Raw genomic sequence first — 18,438 nt, forward strand, 5'->3', positions numbered from 1 at the left:
CGACTCCAAGCCGTGGGCACCCTGCTGCGTGTTGAGGGCGATCCCGCCGGAAGCGGGTGCCGGACGGCGCAGCCCGTCACCTGTGAGAATCACAGTGGCGCGGCGGCCGTCGCATCTCTCCGAGTGCGTCACTGGACGGTGCTCCGCCGCACGTCAGCGCAATGATGACCGCCCGGATCGGCGCGTACGGTCGCCGTCGTCGGTCGCCGTTCGCCCGATTCGCAGGCTGGGCCACGAATGGACGTGCGATCGACGGCAGTCGACACGTTCGCGCCGGGTGGAGGCCCTCGCAGCCACCACCTTCGTCGTGCTCACGGCCGTGGGACAGCCGGTGCGCACACCCGAGGATGCGAGGGGTGGGAGCAGGCTCTACGGCCATCGCGACGTCAGTGCACACAGGACCGGCCCGGTCGGTGATCAGCACCGACCGGGCCGGTCGAGTGGTTCAGCGGCCGGCGGGCTCGTCGGGTGACCCGTCGAGGTGACCGGAGGCGGCCGAGACGGTCGACGCGCGGGCCGGTGGTCGTCGGTGACGGGCGGGCCGGCGCAGCAGCAGCGCGAGGACGACGACCAGCACCAGGCCGTCGATGACGAGGAGCGTGGCGCCCAACGGGTCGATGCCGTGAGCGTGGTCGGCGTCGTCCAGGATCGGGTCGGGGACGTCCACGATGCCCTGGGGCGGTGCGCCGGTGCCGACGCTGAAGCGCAGGATGCCGGTGGCGTCCTGTCCGTTGGAGAAGGTGATGTGGTAGGCGATGCTGTAGTCGCCCGGGTCGGTGAGCCGTACCGGTTGGCGCAGCCCGGTCTTCCCGTCGGCGCGTACCCGGCCGTCGTTGACCGCGTTGCCGGTGTTGTCGCGCACGGTGACGTGGGACAGCACCGAGTCGGCGCCGGTGGACAACCGCAGGGTGACCGCGTCCGGCGCGGAGGTCAGCGCGGCACCGTCGCCCGGGTCCACCGAGAGGACCCGGGCGGGGGTGCCGTCGGACTGCCGGACGACCGCGGCGACGGTGAGGGCGACCCCCACGGAGGCGAGGGCGGTGACGATGGCCAGCGTGCGGCGCCCGGCAGACATGATGGCCGGTCAGCTGCCGGAGTTGGTGGCGGCGAGCCGTTGACGGCCTTCCAGGGTGCAGTTGCATCGTTGCAACTGCAACTCCTGCTCGTTGGGGCGCAGGTGCAGGTACATCGCGACCAGCATCGGCAGGAACACGATGGAGTTGTAGAACAGGTGCAGTTCGACCCGGGGGATCAGGAGCTGGGCGAAGCTCGTCGGCACCGACGTGCCGGGCAGCAGGAAGCCGGCCTGCACCTGCAACAGCAGGAACAAGTGCTCGATGTGGTGCCAGAACTGGATCGCCAGGGCGATCGTCCACCAGGTGCGGGCCCGCCCGACGAAACCGGGACGCAGGGCGAACAGACCGATGAGCATGACGATCGCGTACCCGTAGTGCAGCCACTCGGAGCTGACCAGCCAGGGGAACGGCATGCCCAGGACGCCGCGCGCCTGTGGCCGGGCCCAACCCAGCACCCAGATCTGGTACGCCTGAACCAGGTGCTCGGCCCAGTGGGCTAGCACGATGACCATGTACAGCCCCAGAACCGCACGGTGATGCGCTTCGTTGATCGCGCCGATCACCCCACGCCGAGCGGCATGCTCCTTGGCCACTGTCATGTGGACTCCATCCAGAGAGCTGGGTAATTTGACGACTACGTTAGGTGCCCGCGTATGCGATTCGCTTACTCGTAATTGCGCATTTATCGATCTTTGCCGGTTGGTCGACATCGATCTCCGCCAACCAGGGCCAGGTGCGGTTGAACCGAGGGGCGTCGTGCGCCGTCATGCGGGCGTGCGCCGGTCGCACACACCCCGCGGACCTGGTGGGTCCGCCTGTTCAGCCAGCGGAGGGCGGCATGACGGTGAGTACGGGCTCGTTCCCGGGCGGCAAGGCTCGACTGGGTGGGAGGATCGCCCTCCTGACCATTCTGACGCTCGCCCTCGGTCTGGTCGTGGTCATGTCGAGCAGATCCGACGCGGTCGTCGGGGAACGGGTCACGTTCGTCAACTCCACCGGCGAGACGTTGTGGATCGGTGCGGGGGAGAGCGCCGACGGCTCGCGACCGATCACCGGCCTGCCCGTCCTGCGCCCCGGAGCGTCAGCGACCATCGTCATCCCGGACGACGGTCGGCCGGGCCACTGGCGCGGACGGTTCTTCGCCCGGCAGCGGTGCAGCGGAGAACCCGGCAGCACCTTCCGCTGCCTGGTGGGTGACTGCGGCGTCCACCCGGACCGCTGCGAGCGAGGCGCGGAACCGGTCAGCCTGGCCGAGTTCAACTTCGACCAGCACAACTCCGGGGCACCCTGGTACAACGTCAGCTACGTCGACGCGCTCTCGTTGACGATCACGATCGAGACGCCCGGCGGCCCGCCCGCCCCGGTGGCGGGAACCTGCGTCAGGTGGGACTGCTCCGGTGGGCAGTTGCTCGCGGCCTGCCCCGAGGCGCATGCGGTGATCGACCCCCAGCGCGGCGACCGGATCAACTGCGTCAACCCGGAGCGGGACTCCGAGAGCACCTACACCGCCGCGCTGCGCCCCTTCGGTCCGCGCGCCTACCTGTGGTCGACCCACGACCGGGTGCCGGGCAACGAGACAGTGCTCAGCTGCCCCGGGTGCGCGGACTTCGTGGTCACCTTCCGGGGCGGCGGGGCTCCCGTACGGCGGACCGTCGAGCAGCCCGCCTCGACCTTCGCGCTGCGCGGGTACCAGGGCAAATGCATCGACGTGCCCGGCGGCATCTCCGCCGACGGTGCCGGATTGCAGCTCTGGAGGTGCAACGACAGCCCGGCCCAACGGTTCTCGCACGGCCCCAACGGGTCCCTGATGGCGCTCGACAAGTGCATGGACGTCGCCTGGGCGTCGCGCGACAACGGCGCCAAGGTGCAACTGGCGCACTGCAACGGCGGTCCGGCGCAGGTCTGGGTCGTCGAGGCCGGGATGCTGCGTAATCCCCACTCAGGCAGGTGCGTCGACGTACGCGGCGGCAACACCGCCGACGGCGCTGCCCTCCAGACCTGGGAATGTGCCCCCGGTCGGGCCAACCAGACGTGGCAGCCGGTGGGCCGCTGAGCCCGCCCGGATTCCACCGGTGCGATGATCCTGCCCGTCCCCGGCGGAGATCCCGCCGACGGGACTGGTGGGACCCGGTCCACTGGGCAACGTCGCTGACCAGACGGGTACGCACGGCCCGCCCCCCGGTGGGCCACGGCGTGCGAGGAGACGGAGAGACAGGAATGCAGTCAGCTGGTCGGGGCCGGGCGTCGAGGTCGGACCCGCAGATACCGGCGAGCTCGCACCTGGTGCGCGGTCGACGGGCGAGTCACTGGTGGGCCTTGTCGGTGCTGCTGGCGGTCCTGCTCATCCCGGTCGCCGCGCAGGCGCAGGCCACCGCCGCCGTGCCCGAGGAAACCGGCAAGTACTACGTCGTCGGGCCGCCGGTCGACGGCCAGCGGGACTACCTGTACAGCATCGCGCTGCGGACCCTCGGCAACGGCAACCGCTTCCGGGAGATCATCGAGCTCAACCGGGGCCGGGAACAGCCCGACGGAGCGACGTTCACCGACGGCGTCGAACTCGCGCCCGGCTGGATCCTCGTACTGCCGAAGGACGCGGACGGACCAGGGGTACGCACCGGCCGCCTGCCCGCGATCCGCCCGCCGGCTCCGCGATCGACGCCGAGCCCGTCGACACCGTCGCCGCGTGCCGGGTCGCCCTCGCCGACCCTGCTGCCACCCTCACCGTCCCTTCCGCCACCCGCACCGGGCGGTGCCGCCCCGCCGCCGGCCACGGCAGCTCCGGCCGGCGACCCGACCGCCCCGGCCGACCGCACCCCGTGGATCCAGGCCGCGCCGTCGAAGCTGGCCGATGCCGCCCCCGATCTGGTACGCGTCGGGGCCGGAGCGCTCGCCCTGGTGCTCGCCGTCGTCGCGATCCTGGTGCTGCCCCGACGGGCGTACCGGATGCGCTCGGCGACCCTCGACGACGGCCCGTGGCCGCCGCAACGCCACCACACCCCCACCCCGGCCGAACTCGCGGCCAATTCGGACACCCCGCCGGCGTCCCCGCCTGGCTCTCCCGCCTTTCCGCCTGCCCCACCCGCGTCCCCGCCCGATCCTCCCGTGCCCTCGCCTGCCCCACGCGCGTCCTCGCCCAACCCCCCGGCGTCCGCGCCTGATGCCCCGGTGGGCTCGGTATCGGCGGCACAGCCATCGCCCACCGTGGCAGTGCCGATGACTCCGTCGGCGGCACCCGGCCGGTCGACGCCTGCCGGGCCGCCGCCGTCGGCTCGGCCCGATCCCGCCAAGACCGCCGCTTCGCCTGATCCCGGGCCGGGTCCCGCGTCGTCGACGCCCCCGGCGGAATGGCCCCCGATCGCTGCCCCGCCGTCAACGGCATCGGCTGCCCCGTCGGCAGCCGTCCCCGAAACCCCACCAGGCACCCCAACGACCGCCTTGCCGGCGACCACGTCCGCCGCCCCGGTGGCGACAAAGCGGCCGACGACGGCGGACGAGGGTGGGTCGGCCCGACCGGCGCTGCCGGGCGAGGGCGAGGTGCCGTACGTCCGGACCAACCTCGCCACCGACCTCGGCCCGATCCTGGTGCGGCTGGTCGGCGTGACGACCGGTCCGACCACCGCCGCCTACGCCTGGCTCGCCGACGATGAGCCGGTGCCCGCCGCGACCGTGCCGTTGGTGCTGGGCCGCCGGGGCCCGTGGCGCCTGCAGATCGACCTGCGCCGGGCACCGGACGTCTTCACCCTGGTCGGTGTCATGGACGACTGCCGCCGGCTGGCCGCGACCTATGCCCGGCAGCTGCGTGAGGCCGGGGTCGCCGTCGCCGTCGTCGGTGACGCGCTCGGTGCCGAACCTCCTGACGGCTGCCGCCGGCTGGCCACCTGGGCTGCGGCGGACGACCTCGGGCCCGAGCCGTACGTCGTGATCGGCGCAGGGGTGCCGACGGACGGTGGTGCGGGCCTACCCGGCCTGGCCGCCGGTTCCCGGGGCCGCTGCATCCCGCTGGTGATCGGTGCCGTGCCGTACGGCCGGTGGTCCGCTCAGCTCGGCGGCTGAAGCCGGGGCAGGACGCTCGGTAGCGGACCCTGATCCAGGCGGGGCACCCGCTGCCAGGCACCTGCCTCGGCCCGGTACGCGCGCCGCACCCGCACCCGGGGGTAGGAGCGGCTGGCCAGGATCAACTCCACCTGCGCGGCGCGCAGCGCCTCGGCCCGGCTACGGACCCGGCTCAGCGGGGCGAGCAGGTCGGCGGTCGCCGTCACGTCGATCGTGCGTCCCCTCGGTACCCGCAGTTCCACCATCAGCCGCCCTGCCGTGACCGGCGGCTGGCGACGGTACAACCGCAGCCAGTGACGCGGCAGGCGAACACGGTCGGCGGGCAGCAGCGCGTAGGCCCGACGGGTGCCGAAGGCCGGCCAGCGTCGTACCTCGTGGGGCAGCCCGGCGGTCAACCGGGCCGGGGAGCCGCACCGGATGGAGAGCGGCTCCGGCACGCATTCCCCGGTCGAGGTCAGCTCGCCGGCAGGGTCCACCGTGAAGGTGTCCACCGCGACGACCCGGTCCAGCCGCGCCGCCGGCAGCAGGTACGCCTCCCGCAGCCCACGCAGGTGTTGCAGGCGCGCGGGCAGCCGGGCACGAAGCGCGGACATCGGAATCGCCCCGCCCGGATCCACCCGTACCCGCAGCAGTCGGCGGCCCTCGGGCACCGACCGTGGGTCGAGGAAGGCGAGCAGGAAGAGTTCGGCACCGGGCAGTCCCTCGCCGACCGTCTGAGCGTCGACCGGTGAGGCGACGAACGCCTCGAACCGCTCGGCGTTGACCTGCTGCCCCGGGGACAGCCACCGCAGACCGTACCCGGGCGGGCGACGATCCTCACCGGCCAGCGCGGGACGAGCCAGCGGAGTCGCCGGAACACCCGCCCTCGCCGACTCCGCCGCGGCCAGCACCCGCTCCACCGGCTCGTCGGCCTGCGCCGACACCTGCCTCGTCGGCCCGTCGGCGTCTGCCGACACCTGCTCCGTCGGCTCGGCGGTCTGCGGGATCCGGTCGGTCGGTTGCGTGGCCGTGGTGTCCGGTGACGGCTCGACTGGTGGGGGAGCGGGGGATCCGACGGCCGGCGACGGGTCGGTCTGCTCGGCCTCGATGTCGGGTGGGGACGCCGGATGCACCGTGAGGCTGAGCCGGGCCGACGCCGGCACGAGCAGACCGGTCGGGGTGGTCCGCAGTGCCGGCGGACCGGCGGCGAACGGCGGCCGGTACGCGTGCCACTCGGCGGGCCGACCCGCATGGTCGAGTGCCCGTAGATCGTGGCGGCCGTCGACGAGTTCCGCGCTACCACCCGGCGGCGGGGTCCAGACCGTGGCGCCGGTGGTCTCGGCCAGCTCCCGGGCATGGGTGCCGAGGCTGTGCTGTTCCTCGGGATCGGACGGCCAGGTCAGCCAGAGCCGCAGATCGCTGCCGTAGAGCGGCAGGTCGCCGAGGAGGGCGGCGAGCTGGTCGCCGCGGTAGACCCGCTGCGTACCGCCGTAGTCGCCGACCAGGAAGCCGCCGGCCCGCGCGGTGACCGCGACTGTCACCAGCCCGCCCACGGTCGTGCCGAGCCGGTGCGCGGTGGCCCGCCGGGCGACGAAGTCGGCCCGGGTGGCGAGGACGGCGCCGCCGTGCAGAGGCAGACTCACCACCCCCTTACGGGGACGGACCAGACCACGTTCGACGGTGAACCAGCCGGGCAACGGCGTGGCCAGGTCCGGCGGCTGGATCACCAGCCAGTCCCGGGCCCGGCGGGCCTCGCGGTCGACCGGCACCGCGTGCAGCGGTCCGCCGCGCCCACCGTGCTGCCGGATCTCCGCACCCTCGGGGCTGATCAGCACGTCGTGGGCGAGCAGCCCGGCCACCTCGCTGAACAGTTCGGCGTGCCGGGCACCGTCGTCGGTGAGGATCCGTACGTCGTCGGCGGCCTCGCCGGAGCGCAGCACCAACTCGGTGATGGCCCGCGCGGTAAGCGGCCGGTCGGGTTTCGTCGGCAGCACCAACCCACCGCGTGCACCGGAGGTCAGCCAGAGATCGAACAGGCCGGGGATCCGCCGGTGGCGGCGGGGGTCGAAGCGGTGTGCAACCACCGGCTGGTCATCGTCCGCGTCGATCGTCATGGTCGTGGCGTACATCTGCTTTCACCAACGTCCGCAGGTTTACAGCGTGCGGGTGACGGCCGGCGAACCACCACATCATCTGGTCTCGTGGCCCTTGCGTCATCATGACGATGGTCACTGGCCGCTGGTTCAGCCAAGTTCGAGCGTTTTTTCCTCGATCGTATTGAACGGATACGGTCCAGATCCGCTGTAGAGCGTGTCGGCCGGGCTTTCGGCCGGGCTACTGAAGGAGGAACATCAGTGCTGGCGAAGCGCCCCAACGTAGGACGCCTGCTCGCGGGCATGGTGGTCGTCTGCTGCATGGTCGTGGCGATGGCCGGCACGGCGACAGCCCGGAAGGCGCCGCTGGACCCGCAGGCGTACGTCAAGTACTACGTCGTCACGGCGGAGTACCAGGGTCAGCCGGAGAACCTCACCGCGATCGCGACCCGGTTTCTCGGCAGTGGTGAACGCTCCGCGGAGATCTACAACCTCAACGCCGGCCGGGTGCAACCCGACGGGGCGAGCCTGACCGACCCGGCCCGACTCAACCGAGGCTGGTATCTGGTGCTGCCCTGGGACGCGGTCGGCGAGGGGGTGACGTACGGGCAGATCCCGTCCGAACCGAACAAGCCCACCACCAGCCCTCGGCCCAGCGGCACCGCGAAACCCGGCACCGCCCCGACGTCCGCCACCAGCCCGCCGCCGGCCACCAGCCCGACGCCGTCGCGCAGCCCTGGCCAGAGCCCGTCACCGTCGGGTACCGGCAGTACCGCGGGGTGCACGGCGGTCGCCGGCTCCAGCAGCCGTTCCGACTGGGCGCAACTGCGGTTGGCCATCGACGGCGCATGGGATCTCAGCCGGGGCAACGGCGTCATGGTGGCTGTCCTCGACTCGGGTGTGGACGGCCGCATCGAGCAGCTCAGCGGACGGGTCACGGTCGGCGCGGACGTCACCGTCGGCAACGGGCGCGGAGACACCGACTGTCTGGGCACGGGCACCGCGATGGCGAGCATCATCGCCGCGAACACCGGCATCCAGCAGACGCCCGTCGGTCTCGCCCCGGACGCCACCGTCCTACCGGTCCGGATGGTCGGCAGATCGGGCACCGCCCGGCCCACGGACGCGGCGAACGCCATCGAGGTGGCGGTGAGCGCGGGCGCCTCGGTAGTTGCCCTCGGCTCGCATGTGGATCTGTCCGCTCCCGCGGTCGCCGCCTCGCTGACCACCGCGCTCAACCATGACGTGGTCGTGGTGGCGGGCGCACCGACCAAGCCCGTGACGCTGCCGGCGGCCAGCGAGCCCAAGGCCACCGGCGCGCTGCTGCTGGTCGGTGGGGTCGGCGCGGACAACAAGCTGGTCGAGGAGTACCAGCCGGACGCGGTGGAGGTGGTCGCGCCCGGCGCGGACGTGCTCGGCATCGGACCGGGCAAGGCCGGCACGTTGAGCTACAGCGGCACCCGCTTCGCGGTCGCCTTCGTGGCCGGCCAGGCGGCTCTGGTGCGGGCCGCCTACCCGGAGTTGAACGCGACCCAGATCGAGGAGCGCATCCGGAACACCGCCGACGCGCTGGGTGACCAGACCCCGGACGGCAGGTACGGCGCCGGGATGATCAACCCGGTGGTGTCGCTCGCCCGGACCTTGGAGGGCGAGCAGCCGACCGGTGCCGGGTCGAGCGGCGGCAGCGGCGGTGGCGGCGGGATGGCCACCCTCGTCCTGATCGGGGTGGCGTTGCTCGGCGGCGGTGCCTTCCTGGCGTTGGGCCTGCACCGCCGGCGCGCCTACAGCTGATCGGCCGCCTGCAGCTGGTCAGTCGACGGCAGCTGATCGGGCGGTGGCGACGAATCGGGGTACGGACACGGTCCGTACCCCGATGTCGTGTTCTCAGCGGTCCGCGGTCAGCGCAGCTTCCAGGTCTGCTCGGCGTTGCCGACGTAGATCCACAGCTCCAGCGGCTTGTCCTTGGCACCCATCTCGACGTCGACGGACTTGCCGTTGAGCGTGCTGATGATGCCGCCCTTGTCGTTGATCCGCCAGGACTGCGCCGGGTTGCCGCTGCAGATCGCCACCTGGATGGCGGTGCCGTCGGCGGAGTCGCCCCAGGCGATGTCCATGCACAGCCCGCGAGACCGGATGGTGCCGTCGTCGCGGACCACCCACCACTGCGACGGATCCTCCTGGCAACTGCGCAACACCAGTCGGGTGCCGTCGCCGGTGCTGCCGGAGCTGACGCAGAGCCCGGTCCGCGGATGGAAGATCTGCTTGGCCCCGGAGGGACGCTCGGGCTTGGGTGCCGTCGTCTTCGGCGCGGTGGTCGTCGGCTTCGCCTCGTCGGGCTCGGACGGCGCCGTGTTCCGCGATTTCGGGGGCGCCGACGACGGTTTGGCCGACGAACTCGGCTGCGGCTCACTGGCCTCCGGGTCGGGTGCCTGCGAGGACGGCGGTGCGGTGGTGGGATCGGCCGACGGCGCGGGCCGGGCCAGCCGGGTGTCCAGCACGTACAGGTCGGTGAGCGCCTTCACCGCGCGCAGGAAGGTCTCGGTCGGCTGGTCGAAACTGCCCCCGCTCTGCCGTACGGCGGTGGGACCGTTGCGGTAGGCGGCCAGCGCCAGCAGGTACGGATCACCGTCGAGCTTGGACAACTCGTCGATCAGCGCGCACATCGTGGCGCCCACCGCGGGAATCGCCGTCTCCGGGTCCCAGGCGGAGCCACGGCTCGGACCGTAGCTGCGCCACACCTCGGGCAGGAACTGCGCGATGCCGCGTTGCCCGGCCGGACCCAACCGGTGGGGGTCGAAGCCGGACAGCGCCATCACCTGGGCGGCCACCATCGCCGGAGTGACCTGCTCGCACACCGTCCCGGCGGTGACCACCAACGGGACGTACGGGGCGGGTACCCCCTTCGTGTCGCTCGCCGGCGGGGCCGTCGAGGCGGGCACCCCGGGCCCACCGAACTGCTTGAGCTGGCCGTAGTACCCGGCGTAGCCGCTGACCAGGTCGACGTACTCGACGGCGTCGGCGGGTACGCCGTTGGCCCGGGTGACGGCGGGCAGCCCGGCGTGGAAGGCGGCGACCGCCACCCGCCACTGGTCACCGGTGATGCCGGCCAGGCGGAGCTGACCACTGAAGTCGCACATCTGATGGGCCAGCGCCAGCACGTTGGCGGAGATGTCGGAGCGGCGGGCGTCCGGCCATGGCTTCCAGGTCTTCCAGTCCTCGTCGTCCAGACCGGCGATGCCCCTGCCGCCGGAGGCGGTGTCCCGCGCGCGGTTGTCCAGCCCCGACTCGGCCATCAACTGCCCGGCGATCCGCGCCGGGGTGAGCATCGGGCAGGAGCGGGCCGCGGCGACGATGGCGTTGAACTGTCGGTCGGTGACCTTGGTGCCGATCACGGTGTCATCGCGGGCAGAGGCGACCCCCCAGTTGATGGTGGCGACGACGGCGGAGAGGACCGCCAGCGCGGCCAGCAGCGCCGCGAGCAACTTGCGCGGCATCCGGCCGAAACTGAACGTCTTACGTACGAGGTCGGTGGTCACGGGCCATCCCTTTCGGCGTGGCGACACCTGTCGTGACGGATTTCCATCGTCTGGCGTTCACCGCCGACGTGGATTCTCTCAATCGGTGTCGGTCGGGACTGAACCGGCGGTCCCCTTTATCCGTCAACGAGGCAGCGGCACTTGATCGACCCGTACCGTCCGGAATGGAGTAGCACCATGCTGAGCTGGATCGATTCGCCGATCATCGCAGCCGTCGATGTCGTCGCCGCCGGGCGGCCGACCTCGACGGCGTCACCCCGAGTCCGTACGACTATGCTCGCTGTCAGGGCCGCGAGGGCGCGCATCGTCCCCCTGGCCGGCAGGATGCCATCCGTCCGTCAGGGAGGCGGTTTGTGTCGACGGTGCCCAACGAGTCGATCGGACCGTCTTCATCGGACAGCGCCACCGTCGAGACACCCGCCACCGAGACCCTGCTCGGGCAGATCGTCGAGGAGTACCGCCGACCCCTGCACCGGTTCCTCACCCGCCTGCTGCTCGGGCAGCAGGAACTCGCCGAGGACCTCGTGCAGGAGACGTTTCTGCGGGCCTGGCGCAACGCCGACCGGCTCGCCGCCGACCCGTCGAAGATCGCCCCGTGGCTCTACACGGTGGCCCGGCACGTCGCGATCGACGCGATGCGCGCTCGGCAGGCCCGACCCCCCGAGGTCAGTCTGCCGGACCTGAACCGGGTCCCCACCACCGACGACGAGATGGACCGGGTGGTGAACGTGCACGCGGTGCGGCTCGCCCTCGGCAAGATCAGCCCGGAGCACCGGGCGGTGCTGATCGAGATGTACTACCGAGGCGCCTCGGTGGCCGAGGCGGCGATGCGCCTGGGGATACCCGAAGGTACGGTAAAATCCAGAGCCTATTACGCGGTACGCGCACTGCACGCCGCCATCGGCTCGACCGAGTCGTCCTGATCCCGAGGTCGCCCGGGCCCAGACAGACACACCGCGTGGTGCCGACCCGTTGAGGAGAGGGCTGGATGCGCGTAGGCGGGGATCACTCCGTGGCCGATCAGGAGAGGCTTGCCCTCTACCTGATGGGCGCCTTGGACGACGCCGAGCGCGAGGCGTTCGAGGCACACCTCGCCGACTGCTGGCACTGCCTCGACGAAGCGGCCGAGATCGGCCCGTCGATCAGTGGCCTGGCCGGTCTCGCCGATGTGGACTGGTCGCTGCCGACCGACGCCGCACCGTCCGACTTCTCCGCCGAGGCGGGTTCGGTGCCGTCCGGGTCCGGCCCGGCGGCATCGACGGACGCGCCCGAGCCCACCGTTCCCGCTCAGGTGCGGTCCCCCGGCGTCGCTGAGCTCCAGCAGTCGGATGCTCCCGACAACCCCGGCCCGGCCGACGGCACTGCCGGCCCGACCGAGGTGCCGATGCCACGGCAGCGCGGTGGCGCGGCGAGTCCCGCTCCGGTCCGTCCGTCCGGCAGCCGCCCGACCGGTCGGCGTACCTCCGGCACGCGTCCGGCGACGACGGCCGGCTCGTGGTACCGACGGCGTGGGCTCTGGGCCGCGGCGGCGGCGGTGGTCCTGGCGCTGGCCGGCGGGGTGGTGGCGATCAACGAATGGACCACCCGGGCCGACCCGGTGCTGACCGGCACGGGAGAGGCGCCGGGCTACGGGGCCAGCCTCTCGGTGGTCATCACCGCCGGCGATCAGGGCAGTTCCACCATCCGGATCACCGCCACCGGTCTGCGGCAGGGCACCCGGTACCGGCTGTTCGCGGTGACCCGCGACGGTGCCACCCACGTCGTTCGGGACTGGACCGCCACGTCCGGGCCGCAGGAGGTGGCCGGCGAGACGTCCCTGCCGGTCGACGAGCTGTCCTTCATCACCGTCGGGCTCACCGACGGCTCGGCGATCGTGACCGCCCCGATCGCCGGCAGCCCGGCCTCTCCCCGCTGACCACCGGGCCGCACGTACCCACGCCCGGGTTTTCTCAAGTCGCGGGTGAACCGATCGGTGCCCCTGGCCGTCCTGCTGGCGTCGACAAACGTCACGCACGTGAGGAGCCATCGTGTCCGATCCCGCTTACGAGTTCAGCGACCTGAGTGATCCACGCGGTCGCCGCGGCTCGGCGCCGCAGGGGGCCTTCGCCGACCCACCGCGCCCCCGGTTCTCCCGGTCCGCCACCACGCCGCTGGCGCCGATGCAGCGCCAGCCGCTCGAACCGATCCACGAGACCGAGCAGATGTACGAGGGCGAGCAACTGTACGACTCGCCGCCCTCGCCGACCGGGTCGATGGGGTCGACCGGCTCGTCGAGTTCGATTTCCCTGGCGGAGGTCGGCGCGGAAGTGGTCGCCGTCGCCGACAACGGGTCGATGCTGGCCAGGTTCGGTAAGCAGACGTTCTACTGGATGCAGACGGTCGGCGCGGTCACCAGTCTCGTCGGTGCCGGCATACGGGGCGCCTCGTCGGCTACCGAGAGCGCCGGAGATTACGTGCAGGGCGTCGGCGGACTGATGACCGCCATCGGTACGGCGTACACCAGCTACGAGACCGCCCGCGACGCGATGCGACAGGGACAGGTCGACCCGGAGACCGGGCTGGCGGCCCAGCAGATCCACCGGCTCAAGACCGCGACCAGCAAGCCTGCGGTGGAGGTCGCGGCGGATCTGGTCAGCTTCACCGGTGGCACCGTCACCGCCGTCGCGTCGCTGGTGCAGGGACGGCCGGACATCGCCTTCGCCGGGACCCTGGTCAACGCCACTGCTGCAGCGATCAAGGGTTTCAACGAGCGCCGCGGTGAACCCGACGTGGGGGGCGCCGAGTTCCTGATCGCGAACCGACAGAAGATCATGGCATTGGAGAACTGGACGAGGCTCCCCGCCAAGGTGCAGAGACCGCTTACCGAGTACTTCTCGAAGGTGGACCAGAAGGCCGACCGCAAGCGCGCCGCCGCGATGCAGTCGCATGCTGGCGCCGGCCGGCCTACGACGGGTCGGTCCAGCTCGGTCAGCTTGCCGTCCGGCAGCGGCTACCGCTACCAGCAGGACCCGCAGGCGGGGCTCACCGAGCTGACCCGCCGCAACAGCCAGGGCGGTCAGGGACGACGCGGCAGCAGAGGCTGACGTACCGTGCGGCCGCGACACCGTATGCCCGGTGTCGTGGTCGCCGGCAGCAGCGGTTTCCGGGTGCCGGTGCGCCGGCACCCGGGGCCGGTCCGCGTGCGCTGACCTGTGGCACGGGTACTCAGCGCGACCGCGCCTGATACCGCCGCCCGGATCCGCCGAGCACCGGCGGGGCAACCGGCCGGCTCCTCGCCCCGACGCCGCGCACGCTGGTCAGCCGTGCCGCCGTGGTGTGGCCCGGACCGGACTCAGCGGCCAGCGCCAGCCGTCGCCAACGGGCGTGGTCGGCGGCCGTCCAGTTGCGTTCCCGCGATTCGGTCGGGGCGGCCGGATGATCGGCCGGGGTGGCCCGATGGTCGAGATACTCCTTGGCCGCCAGACCGCGGGCCTGGTTGACGCGACCCCAGGCGCGGTCACGCTCGCTGCTGAGCGCGTCCGCCTGCCGCAGCTGCGGCTGGTCCATCCAGCTGTCGTCGGTGTGGACATGACGGACGCTGGTCAGTGCCGCGGCCTGCGCGACCACCTCGGACGATGGCACCGGGCCCGACCGCGTCGGGCGTCGTGAGCTGAGACCGCGTGCGGCCTCCTGGTGGCGGGACGGCGGTGTGACCATCTGTCTCCCTCCAGGTTGTGTATGCACCGTCCTCTACGGGTGCGACGCCGCCGGGTTCGTCGAATGAGGCGACTTTCCGAATCGGTCCGGGCCCGCCGCGCCGCATCGACCCGCGCCTCGGCGCTGGTGGTGCCGCCCCGAGCGGACCGAGGAAAAAACCCCGAACTCGTTCTGAACCGACCGACCACTCGCACCGTTAAGCGGCCGTCACCGGTGCCTCAGCGGCATCCGGTAGGTGCCGAAGGCGAGCAGGAAGGGAGGCGGGGCAGATGGGCAACGGGTCCATGACGGTACGGCGACCGGCGGTGTCGGCCGGCGGAGCGGGACGGACGCGACCGCTGACCGTGCCGGTGCACGACGATGGCCCGGCCGGGCAGCGTGACAGCCTCTCCGAGCAGGGCATCGGGTGGATCGGCGCGCACGGTGGTGCGGGCGCGACCACGCTGAGCCGGCTGCTGGGCGGTACCGACATCGGCTGCCGGTGGCCGGACCCGGCTCTCGCCGAACCCGCCCGGGTCATGGTGGTCGGCCGCACCAACCTGGAAGGGTTGCGGGCGGTCTCCCGCGCGCTGCACGCCCTGCGCGACGGCCGGCATCCGGCGGGGATGCGACTGATGGGCGTGGTGTTGATCGCCGATGCGCCCGTCCGCCTGCCGGCGCCGTTGCTCGGCCGGATCCGGCTGCTGCGGTCGATCGCGCCGGTGCACCGGCTGCCCTGGATTCCGGCCCTGCGGGTGGGCGAGGAACCGAAGCGGCTGCCGAGGCAACTGGATCGGCTGGCCACGGTGCTGGCCACCGGTGCCGAGGCGCGGAGGCGGTCATGAGCCGCATCGCCCGCACCGTCCTCGTCGTCGTCGGTGCCGTGCTGGGGCTGAGCCTGCTGGCGCCCTCGTCTGCCGCGGCGGCGGACGAGTACACCCTCCAGGTGCACACCAGCGGCGCCGCCTTCCTCTACACCCTCTGCCTGAAGACCGACACCACCATGAAGGAACCGCGTGGCAGTGACCGGGTCTGCACGGGCAAGCGGGGCTCGACCCACGGGACCTTCGACATGAGCGCCCCGTACGCGCCGGGCGACAGCGTGAAGATGGACATCGAGATGCACACCGGTCTGGCCGGTGAGTCGGTGACCAAGGACAACGTCGACATCACCGGTGCGCGCAGCTGCACGCTCTCGGGTGCCGTGCATGCCGGCAAGTTCCAGTGCGACAGCCCGATCAACACCATCAACTTCGAGCCGCCGGAGATCACGGCGTACACGGTGGACACGAACCCGAACAAGTCCGTGGCGAACCTGCTCAACCTGATGGCGTGGCTGGTCAGCGCCGCCGCAGTGGCCGGCCTGCTCATCACCGGCGCGACCCTGGCCGCGCAGTTGCGTCGCGGGGCCATGGAGGAGCGGACCGAGTACACGAGAAGCATCGCCTTCGTCTTCACGGCATGTCTGATCGCGACCACCGCCGGTCCGTTCGTCAGGTGGCTCGCCCTCACTGATTGACCCCTCGGCGAAGCACCGCCGAGCCCGCTCGACAACACATCCGAACTCAAGGAGCCGCAGTGTCCCTCTCCGACGTCTACTACAACAGCCTGGCACGGGTCACCACCCTGCTCGCGGCACCCGATCCGGCGGGCGGCGGCGGTACGGTCCCGCAGCCCTCGATCAACGGAACGCTGCCGGACGGTCTGTCCCAGAAGGTCCAGCAGGTGCTGAGCCTGATCGCCTGGGGCGGCACCGCGGCCGGTGTGGTCGGCATCTTGATCACCGGCGCGGTGATGGCCATCTCACACAAGCGCGGCGAGAGCTCGGAGCACATGAGCCGGCTCGGCATGGTGCTGGGCGGCTGCATCCTGGTCGCCACCGCCGGCCCGATCGTCAGCTGGGTGTTCGGCACCGGATCGTCCGGCACCTAGACCGACCGACCACACAGCGAGCACGCGGCCATCGCGAACCGGGAAAGGTGCCATGAGACTCAGATACACGTCCGACGACGACGCGGATCAGGAGAAGCCGTTCTGGCAGCACCGCCGCTGGCAGATGTCGGCCGGGTTTCTCGCCCTCGCGCTCTGCACCGGCACGGTCGCCGCGATCGGCGGCGGCCGGGACGCCAGCCCCAGCGTCGCGGCCACCCCGGGACCGGTGATCGGCAGCCTCGGCCCGGACGGCAGCCGGCCGCAGGGCTGCCGTACCGACGACTCCGCACAGCGCATCCCGACCACGGCCCCCGACGACATCTCGTGGCGGCCGCTCAACGGGGCACGGGTGCCGCGTTCGGCCTCGGCCGGGCCGCGCAAGACCACCGGCCCATTGCTGTGGTGCTTCGCGCACACCCCGATGGGGGCGGTGATGGCGGTGCACACCATCTCCCGTCAGATGAGCGGGCCCGACTGGCGTACGGTCAGCCACCAGCAGCTCGTCCCGGGCCTGGGGCGGGACTACTTCGACGCGATGCGGGCGTCGATGGACGAGACCGGGCCGGTGCAGACCGTCAATACGCTCGCCGGGTTCCTGGTGCTGCGGTACTCGCCGAGCACGGCCACCGTCCGGGTGCTGATCCGACAGGCCAACGTCCTGTACGCCTCCGTCGACTACACGGTGGACTGGAACGGCGTCGACTGGCGGCTGCGGCCATTGAACTCGGGCGGCCTGCACACCCGCGCCGCCCCCGTCGTCTCGCTCGTCGGTTTCGTGCTCTGGGACGAGGTGTGACGTGGAGTGCGCCACCGGTGACGCCGTCTACATCGGCACGATCGGCCAGGTCGTCGGCTTCTTCGAGCGGGGCATCGACGGCATCCTCAGCGACATCGCCGCCGCGATCATGGGCGCCGCCGTCGAACTCTTCGCCAATCTGGGCGATATTCCCACGCTCGGCGATCAGCAGCTCAACGAGAGCATCCACATGCAGACCGACTGGCTGGTCGTCACCATCGCGGTGGCCTCACTGCTGGCGGCGGCTTTCCGGGTGGCGCTGGAACGCAAGGGGCAGCCGCTGACCGTGGCGCTGTTGGGCCTGGTCCGGATGGTCCTCACCGTGGGGGCCGCGTGGACGGTGGCCAACTGGCTGGCCAGCGAGGCGGACGCCTACTCGCACCACCTCTACGAAGAGGGCATCAAGGCCCAGCTCAAGCTGATCGCCAACTGCGGCACCGACGGGCTCACCGCCTTCCTGCTGATCATCGTCGGGCTGTTGCTGCTGATCGCCGGCTGCGTCCACGTCATCCTGATGTACATCCGGCTCGGCGTGATGGTGCTGCTCACCGGCACGCTTCCGCTGGCCGCGGCGGCCTCGATGTCCGAGTGGGGCGGCGGCTGGTGGCGCAAGCACATCGCCTGGATGGTGGCCTGGCTGGCCTTCAAACCGGTGGTCGGGCTGATCATGTATTCGGGTGCGGCGATGATCGGCGCCACCGGAGACAACGCCAAGCACTACAAACTCGCCGGCGCCGCCGTGCTGTTGATGGCCGCCGTCGCACTGCCCGCGCTGATGCGGCTGGTCGTGCCAGCGATGGCGACGCTCGGCTCGCGGGACAGCAGCGGCACGGGCATGGCCGCCGCCGGCGCCGCGGCGGGTGCCGTCGCGACCGGCGCCAAGAAGATCGCCGGGGCCGGCGGCCAGGCCGCCTCCGCCATCTCGGGCAAACCCAGGCCGCCGAGCGGCAACAGCGCACCGACGGGCAGTGGCTCGCGCGGCTCGTCCGCGGGTGGCGCTTCCGGTGGCGGCTCCTCCGGCGGCGGTGCCTCCGGTGCCGGCGGTGGCGGTGGTGGCGGTGCCCCGGGTGGTTCCGGTGACGGCGACTCGGGTGGCTCCGGGAGCCGGTTGGCCGCCGCCGGGACGGCGGCGCGACGCGTCGCCGGTGGTGCCATCGGCGTCGCCGCCTGGACGGTGGGCCAGGGCGCCAGCGCCGTGCAGAAGACCGCGAGTGGGGCGCGCAGCACCCACAAACACGCCAGCGACATCGCCAGCGGTGCCCTCGGGGACCGGGACTGACCGAAGCCGCAACGAGGAG

16 protein-coding genes are annotated in these 18,438 nt (G+C 71.9%); 11 read left to right on the forward strand and 5 right to left on the reverse strand.

Annotated features, from left to right (window positions below):
- Window positions 1–445: 445 nt before the first annotated feature.
- Both VAB18032_RS30095 and VAB18032_RS13750 read right to left on the reverse strand, forming a co-directional pair.
- Window positions 446–1,075 carry a copper resistance CopC family protein gene (locus tag VAB18032_RS30095; RefSeq protein ID WP_013733454.1) on the reverse strand — a complete coding sequence of 210 codons (630 nt, stop codon included), beginning with the start codon at window positions 1,073–1,075 and terminating at the stop codon, window positions 446–448.
- 9 nt (window positions 1,076–1,084) lie between these two features.
- The gene (locus VAB18032_RS13750; protein WP_043720646.1) at window positions 1,085–1,675 is read right to left on the reverse strand and encodes a hypothetical protein; all 591 of its coding nucleotides are present in this window, start codon (window positions 1,673–1,675) and stop codon (window positions 1,085–1,087) included.
- 239 nt (window positions 1,676–1,914) lie between these two features.
- On the opposite strand from VAB18032_RS13750, the gene VAB18032_RS13755 reads away from it, so the two are divergent.
- Window positions 1,915–3,129, forward strand: a complete 1,215-nt coding sequence (locus VAB18032_RS13755) for a ricin-type beta-trefoil lectin domain protein (RefSeq protein WP_013733456.1) — start codon at window positions 1,915–1,917, stop codon at window positions 3,127–3,129.
- 269 nt (window positions 3,130–3,398) lie between these two features.
- Entirely contained in the window at window positions 3,399–5,129 is a 1,731-nt protein-coding gene (locus tag VAB18032_RS13760; RefSeq protein ID WP_013733457.1) for a hypothetical protein, read from the forward strand.
- On the opposite strand, the gene VAB18032_RS13765 is transcribed toward VAB18032_RS13760, so the two are convergent.
- Window positions 5,114–7,222 (reverse strand): hypothetical protein, encoded by a 2,109-nt coding sequence (locus tag VAB18032_RS13765; RefSeq protein WP_232510797.1) that lies wholly within the window; start codon window positions 7,220–7,222, stop codon window positions 5,114–5,116. The genes VAB18032_RS13760 and VAB18032_RS13765 overlap by 16 nt on opposite strands.
- A gap of 240 nt (window positions 7,223–7,462) precedes the next feature.
- On the opposite strand from VAB18032_RS13765, the gene VAB18032_RS13770 reads away from it, so the two are divergent.
- A complete protein-coding gene (locus VAB18032_RS13770; RefSeq protein ID WP_013733459.1) occupies window positions 7,463–8,992 on the forward strand; it encodes a S8 family serine peptidase in 1,530 nt (509 codons plus the stop codon).
- Window positions 8,993–9,099: 107 nt separating this feature from the next.
- Here VAB18032_RS13770 and VAB18032_RS32555 read toward each other — a convergent pair whose 3' ends face one another.
- Entirely contained in the window at window positions 9,100–10,737 is a 1,638-nt protein-coding gene (locus VAB18032_RS32555; protein ID WP_013733460.1) for a ricin-type beta-trefoil lectin domain protein, read from the reverse strand.
- A 353-nt stretch (window positions 10,738–11,090) separates the two neighbouring features.
- Here VAB18032_RS32555 and VAB18032_RS13785 point away from each other — a divergent pair, with 353 nt between their 5' ends.
- The 3 genes from VAB18032_RS13785 to VAB18032_RS13795 all read left to right on the forward strand — a co-directional run bounded on the left by VAB18032_RS13785 (window position 11,091) and on the right by VAB18032_RS13795 (window position 13,820).
- On the forward strand, window positions 11,091–11,660 hold the full coding sequence (locus VAB18032_RS13785; protein WP_013733462.1) for a sigma-70 family RNA polymerase sigma factor: 570 nt from the start codon (window positions 11,091–11,093) through the stop codon (window positions 11,658–11,660).
- 89 nt (window positions 11,661–11,749) lie between these two features.
- Window positions 11,750–12,652 carry a zf-HC2 domain-containing protein gene (locus VAB18032_RS13790; RefSeq protein ID WP_043720652.1) on the forward strand — a complete coding sequence of 301 codons (903 nt, stop codon included), beginning with the start codon at window positions 11,750–11,752 and terminating at the stop codon, window positions 12,650–12,652.
- A 112-nt stretch (window positions 12,653–12,764) separates the two neighbouring features.
- On the forward strand, window positions 12,765–13,820 hold the full coding sequence (locus VAB18032_RS13795) for a hypothetical protein (protein WP_013733464.1): 1,056 nt from the start codon (window positions 12,765–12,767) through the stop codon (window positions 13,818–13,820).
- Between the two features lie 121 nt (window positions 13,821–13,941).
- Here VAB18032_RS13795 and VAB18032_RS13800 read toward each other — a convergent pair whose 3' ends face one another.
- Window positions 13,942–14,358, reverse strand: coding sequence for a hypothetical protein (locus VAB18032_RS13800; protein WP_148272271.1), 417 nt, complete (start codon window positions 14,356–14,358; stop codon window positions 13,942–13,944).
- A 344-nt stretch (window positions 14,359–14,702) separates the two neighbouring features.
- Here VAB18032_RS13800 and VAB18032_RS13805 point away from each other — a divergent pair, with 344 nt between their 5' ends.
- The 5 genes from VAB18032_RS13805 to VAB18032_RS13825 are packed head-to-tail and all read left to right on the forward strand — an operon-like array spanning window position 14,703 to window position 18,419.
- Window positions 14,703–15,257: a protein kinase family protein gene (locus VAB18032_RS13805; protein ID WP_013733466.1), complete on the forward strand. Its 555-nt coding sequence runs from the start codon at window positions 14,703–14,705 to the stop codon at window positions 15,255–15,257.
- The gene (locus VAB18032_RS13810) at window positions 15,254–15,931 is read left to right on the forward strand and encodes a hypothetical protein (RefSeq protein ID WP_013733467.1); all 678 of its coding nucleotides are present in this window, start codon (window positions 15,254–15,256) and stop codon (window positions 15,929–15,931) included. The genes VAB18032_RS13805 and VAB18032_RS13810 overlap by 4 nt, the downstream gene beginning before the upstream one ends.
- A 59-nt stretch (window positions 15,932–15,990) precedes the next feature.
- Window positions 15,991–16,344, forward strand: a complete 354-nt coding sequence (locus VAB18032_RS13815; RefSeq protein WP_013733468.1) for a hypothetical protein — start codon at window positions 15,991–15,993, stop codon at window positions 16,342–16,344.
- A 52-nt stretch (window positions 16,345–16,396) separates the two neighbouring features.
- Complete coding sequence (locus VAB18032_RS13820) at window positions 16,397–17,140, forward strand: DUF8175 domain-containg protein (protein ID WP_013733469.1); 744 nt, start codon at window positions 16,397–16,399, stop codon at window positions 17,138–17,140.
- A 1-nt stretch (window position 17,141) separates the two neighbouring features.
- On the forward strand, window positions 17,142–18,419 hold the full coding sequence (locus VAB18032_RS13825) for a hypothetical protein (protein WP_013733470.1): 1,278 nt from the start codon (window positions 17,142–17,144) through the stop codon (window positions 18,417–18,419).
- Window positions 18,420–18,438 lie beyond the last annotated feature (19 nt).

It is taken from the genome of Micromonospora maris AB-18-032 (assembly GCF_000204155.1).
Lineage (GTDB): Bacteria > Actinomycetota > Actinomycetes > Mycobacteriales > Micromonosporaceae > Micromonospora > Micromonospora gifhornensis.

Bases quoted from the DNA above. Each gene is read 5' to 3' on its own strand.
- VAB18032_RS13755 (WP_013733456.1), top strand. From the start codon at position 1,915: ATGACGGTGAGTACGGGCTCGTTCCCGGGCGGCAAGGCTCGACTGGGT.
- VAB18032_RS13750 (WP_043720646.1), bottom strand. From the start codon at position 1,675: ATGACAGTGGCCAAGGAGCATGCCGCTCGGCGTGGGGTGATCGGCGCG.
- VAB18032_RS13765 (WP_232510797.1), bottom strand. From the start codon at position 7,222: ATGACGATCGACGCGGACGATGACCAGCCGGTGGTTGCACACCGCTTC.
- VAB18032_RS13820 (WP_013733469.1), top strand. From the start codon at position 16,397: ATGAGACTCAGATACACGTCCGACGACGACGCGGATCAGGAGAAGCCG.
- VAB18032_RS13810 (WP_013733467.1), top strand. From the start codon at position 15,254: ATGAGCCGCATCGCCCGCACCGTCCTCGTCGTCGTCGGTGCCGTGCTG.
- VAB18032_RS13805 (WP_013733466.1), top strand. From the start codon at position 14,703: ATGGGCAACGGGTCCATGACGGTACGGCGACCGGCGGTGTCGGCCGGC.
- VAB18032_RS30095 (WP_013733454.1), bottom strand. From the start codon at position 1,075: ATGTCTGCCGGGCGCCGCACGCTGGCCATCGTCACCGCCCTCGCCTCC.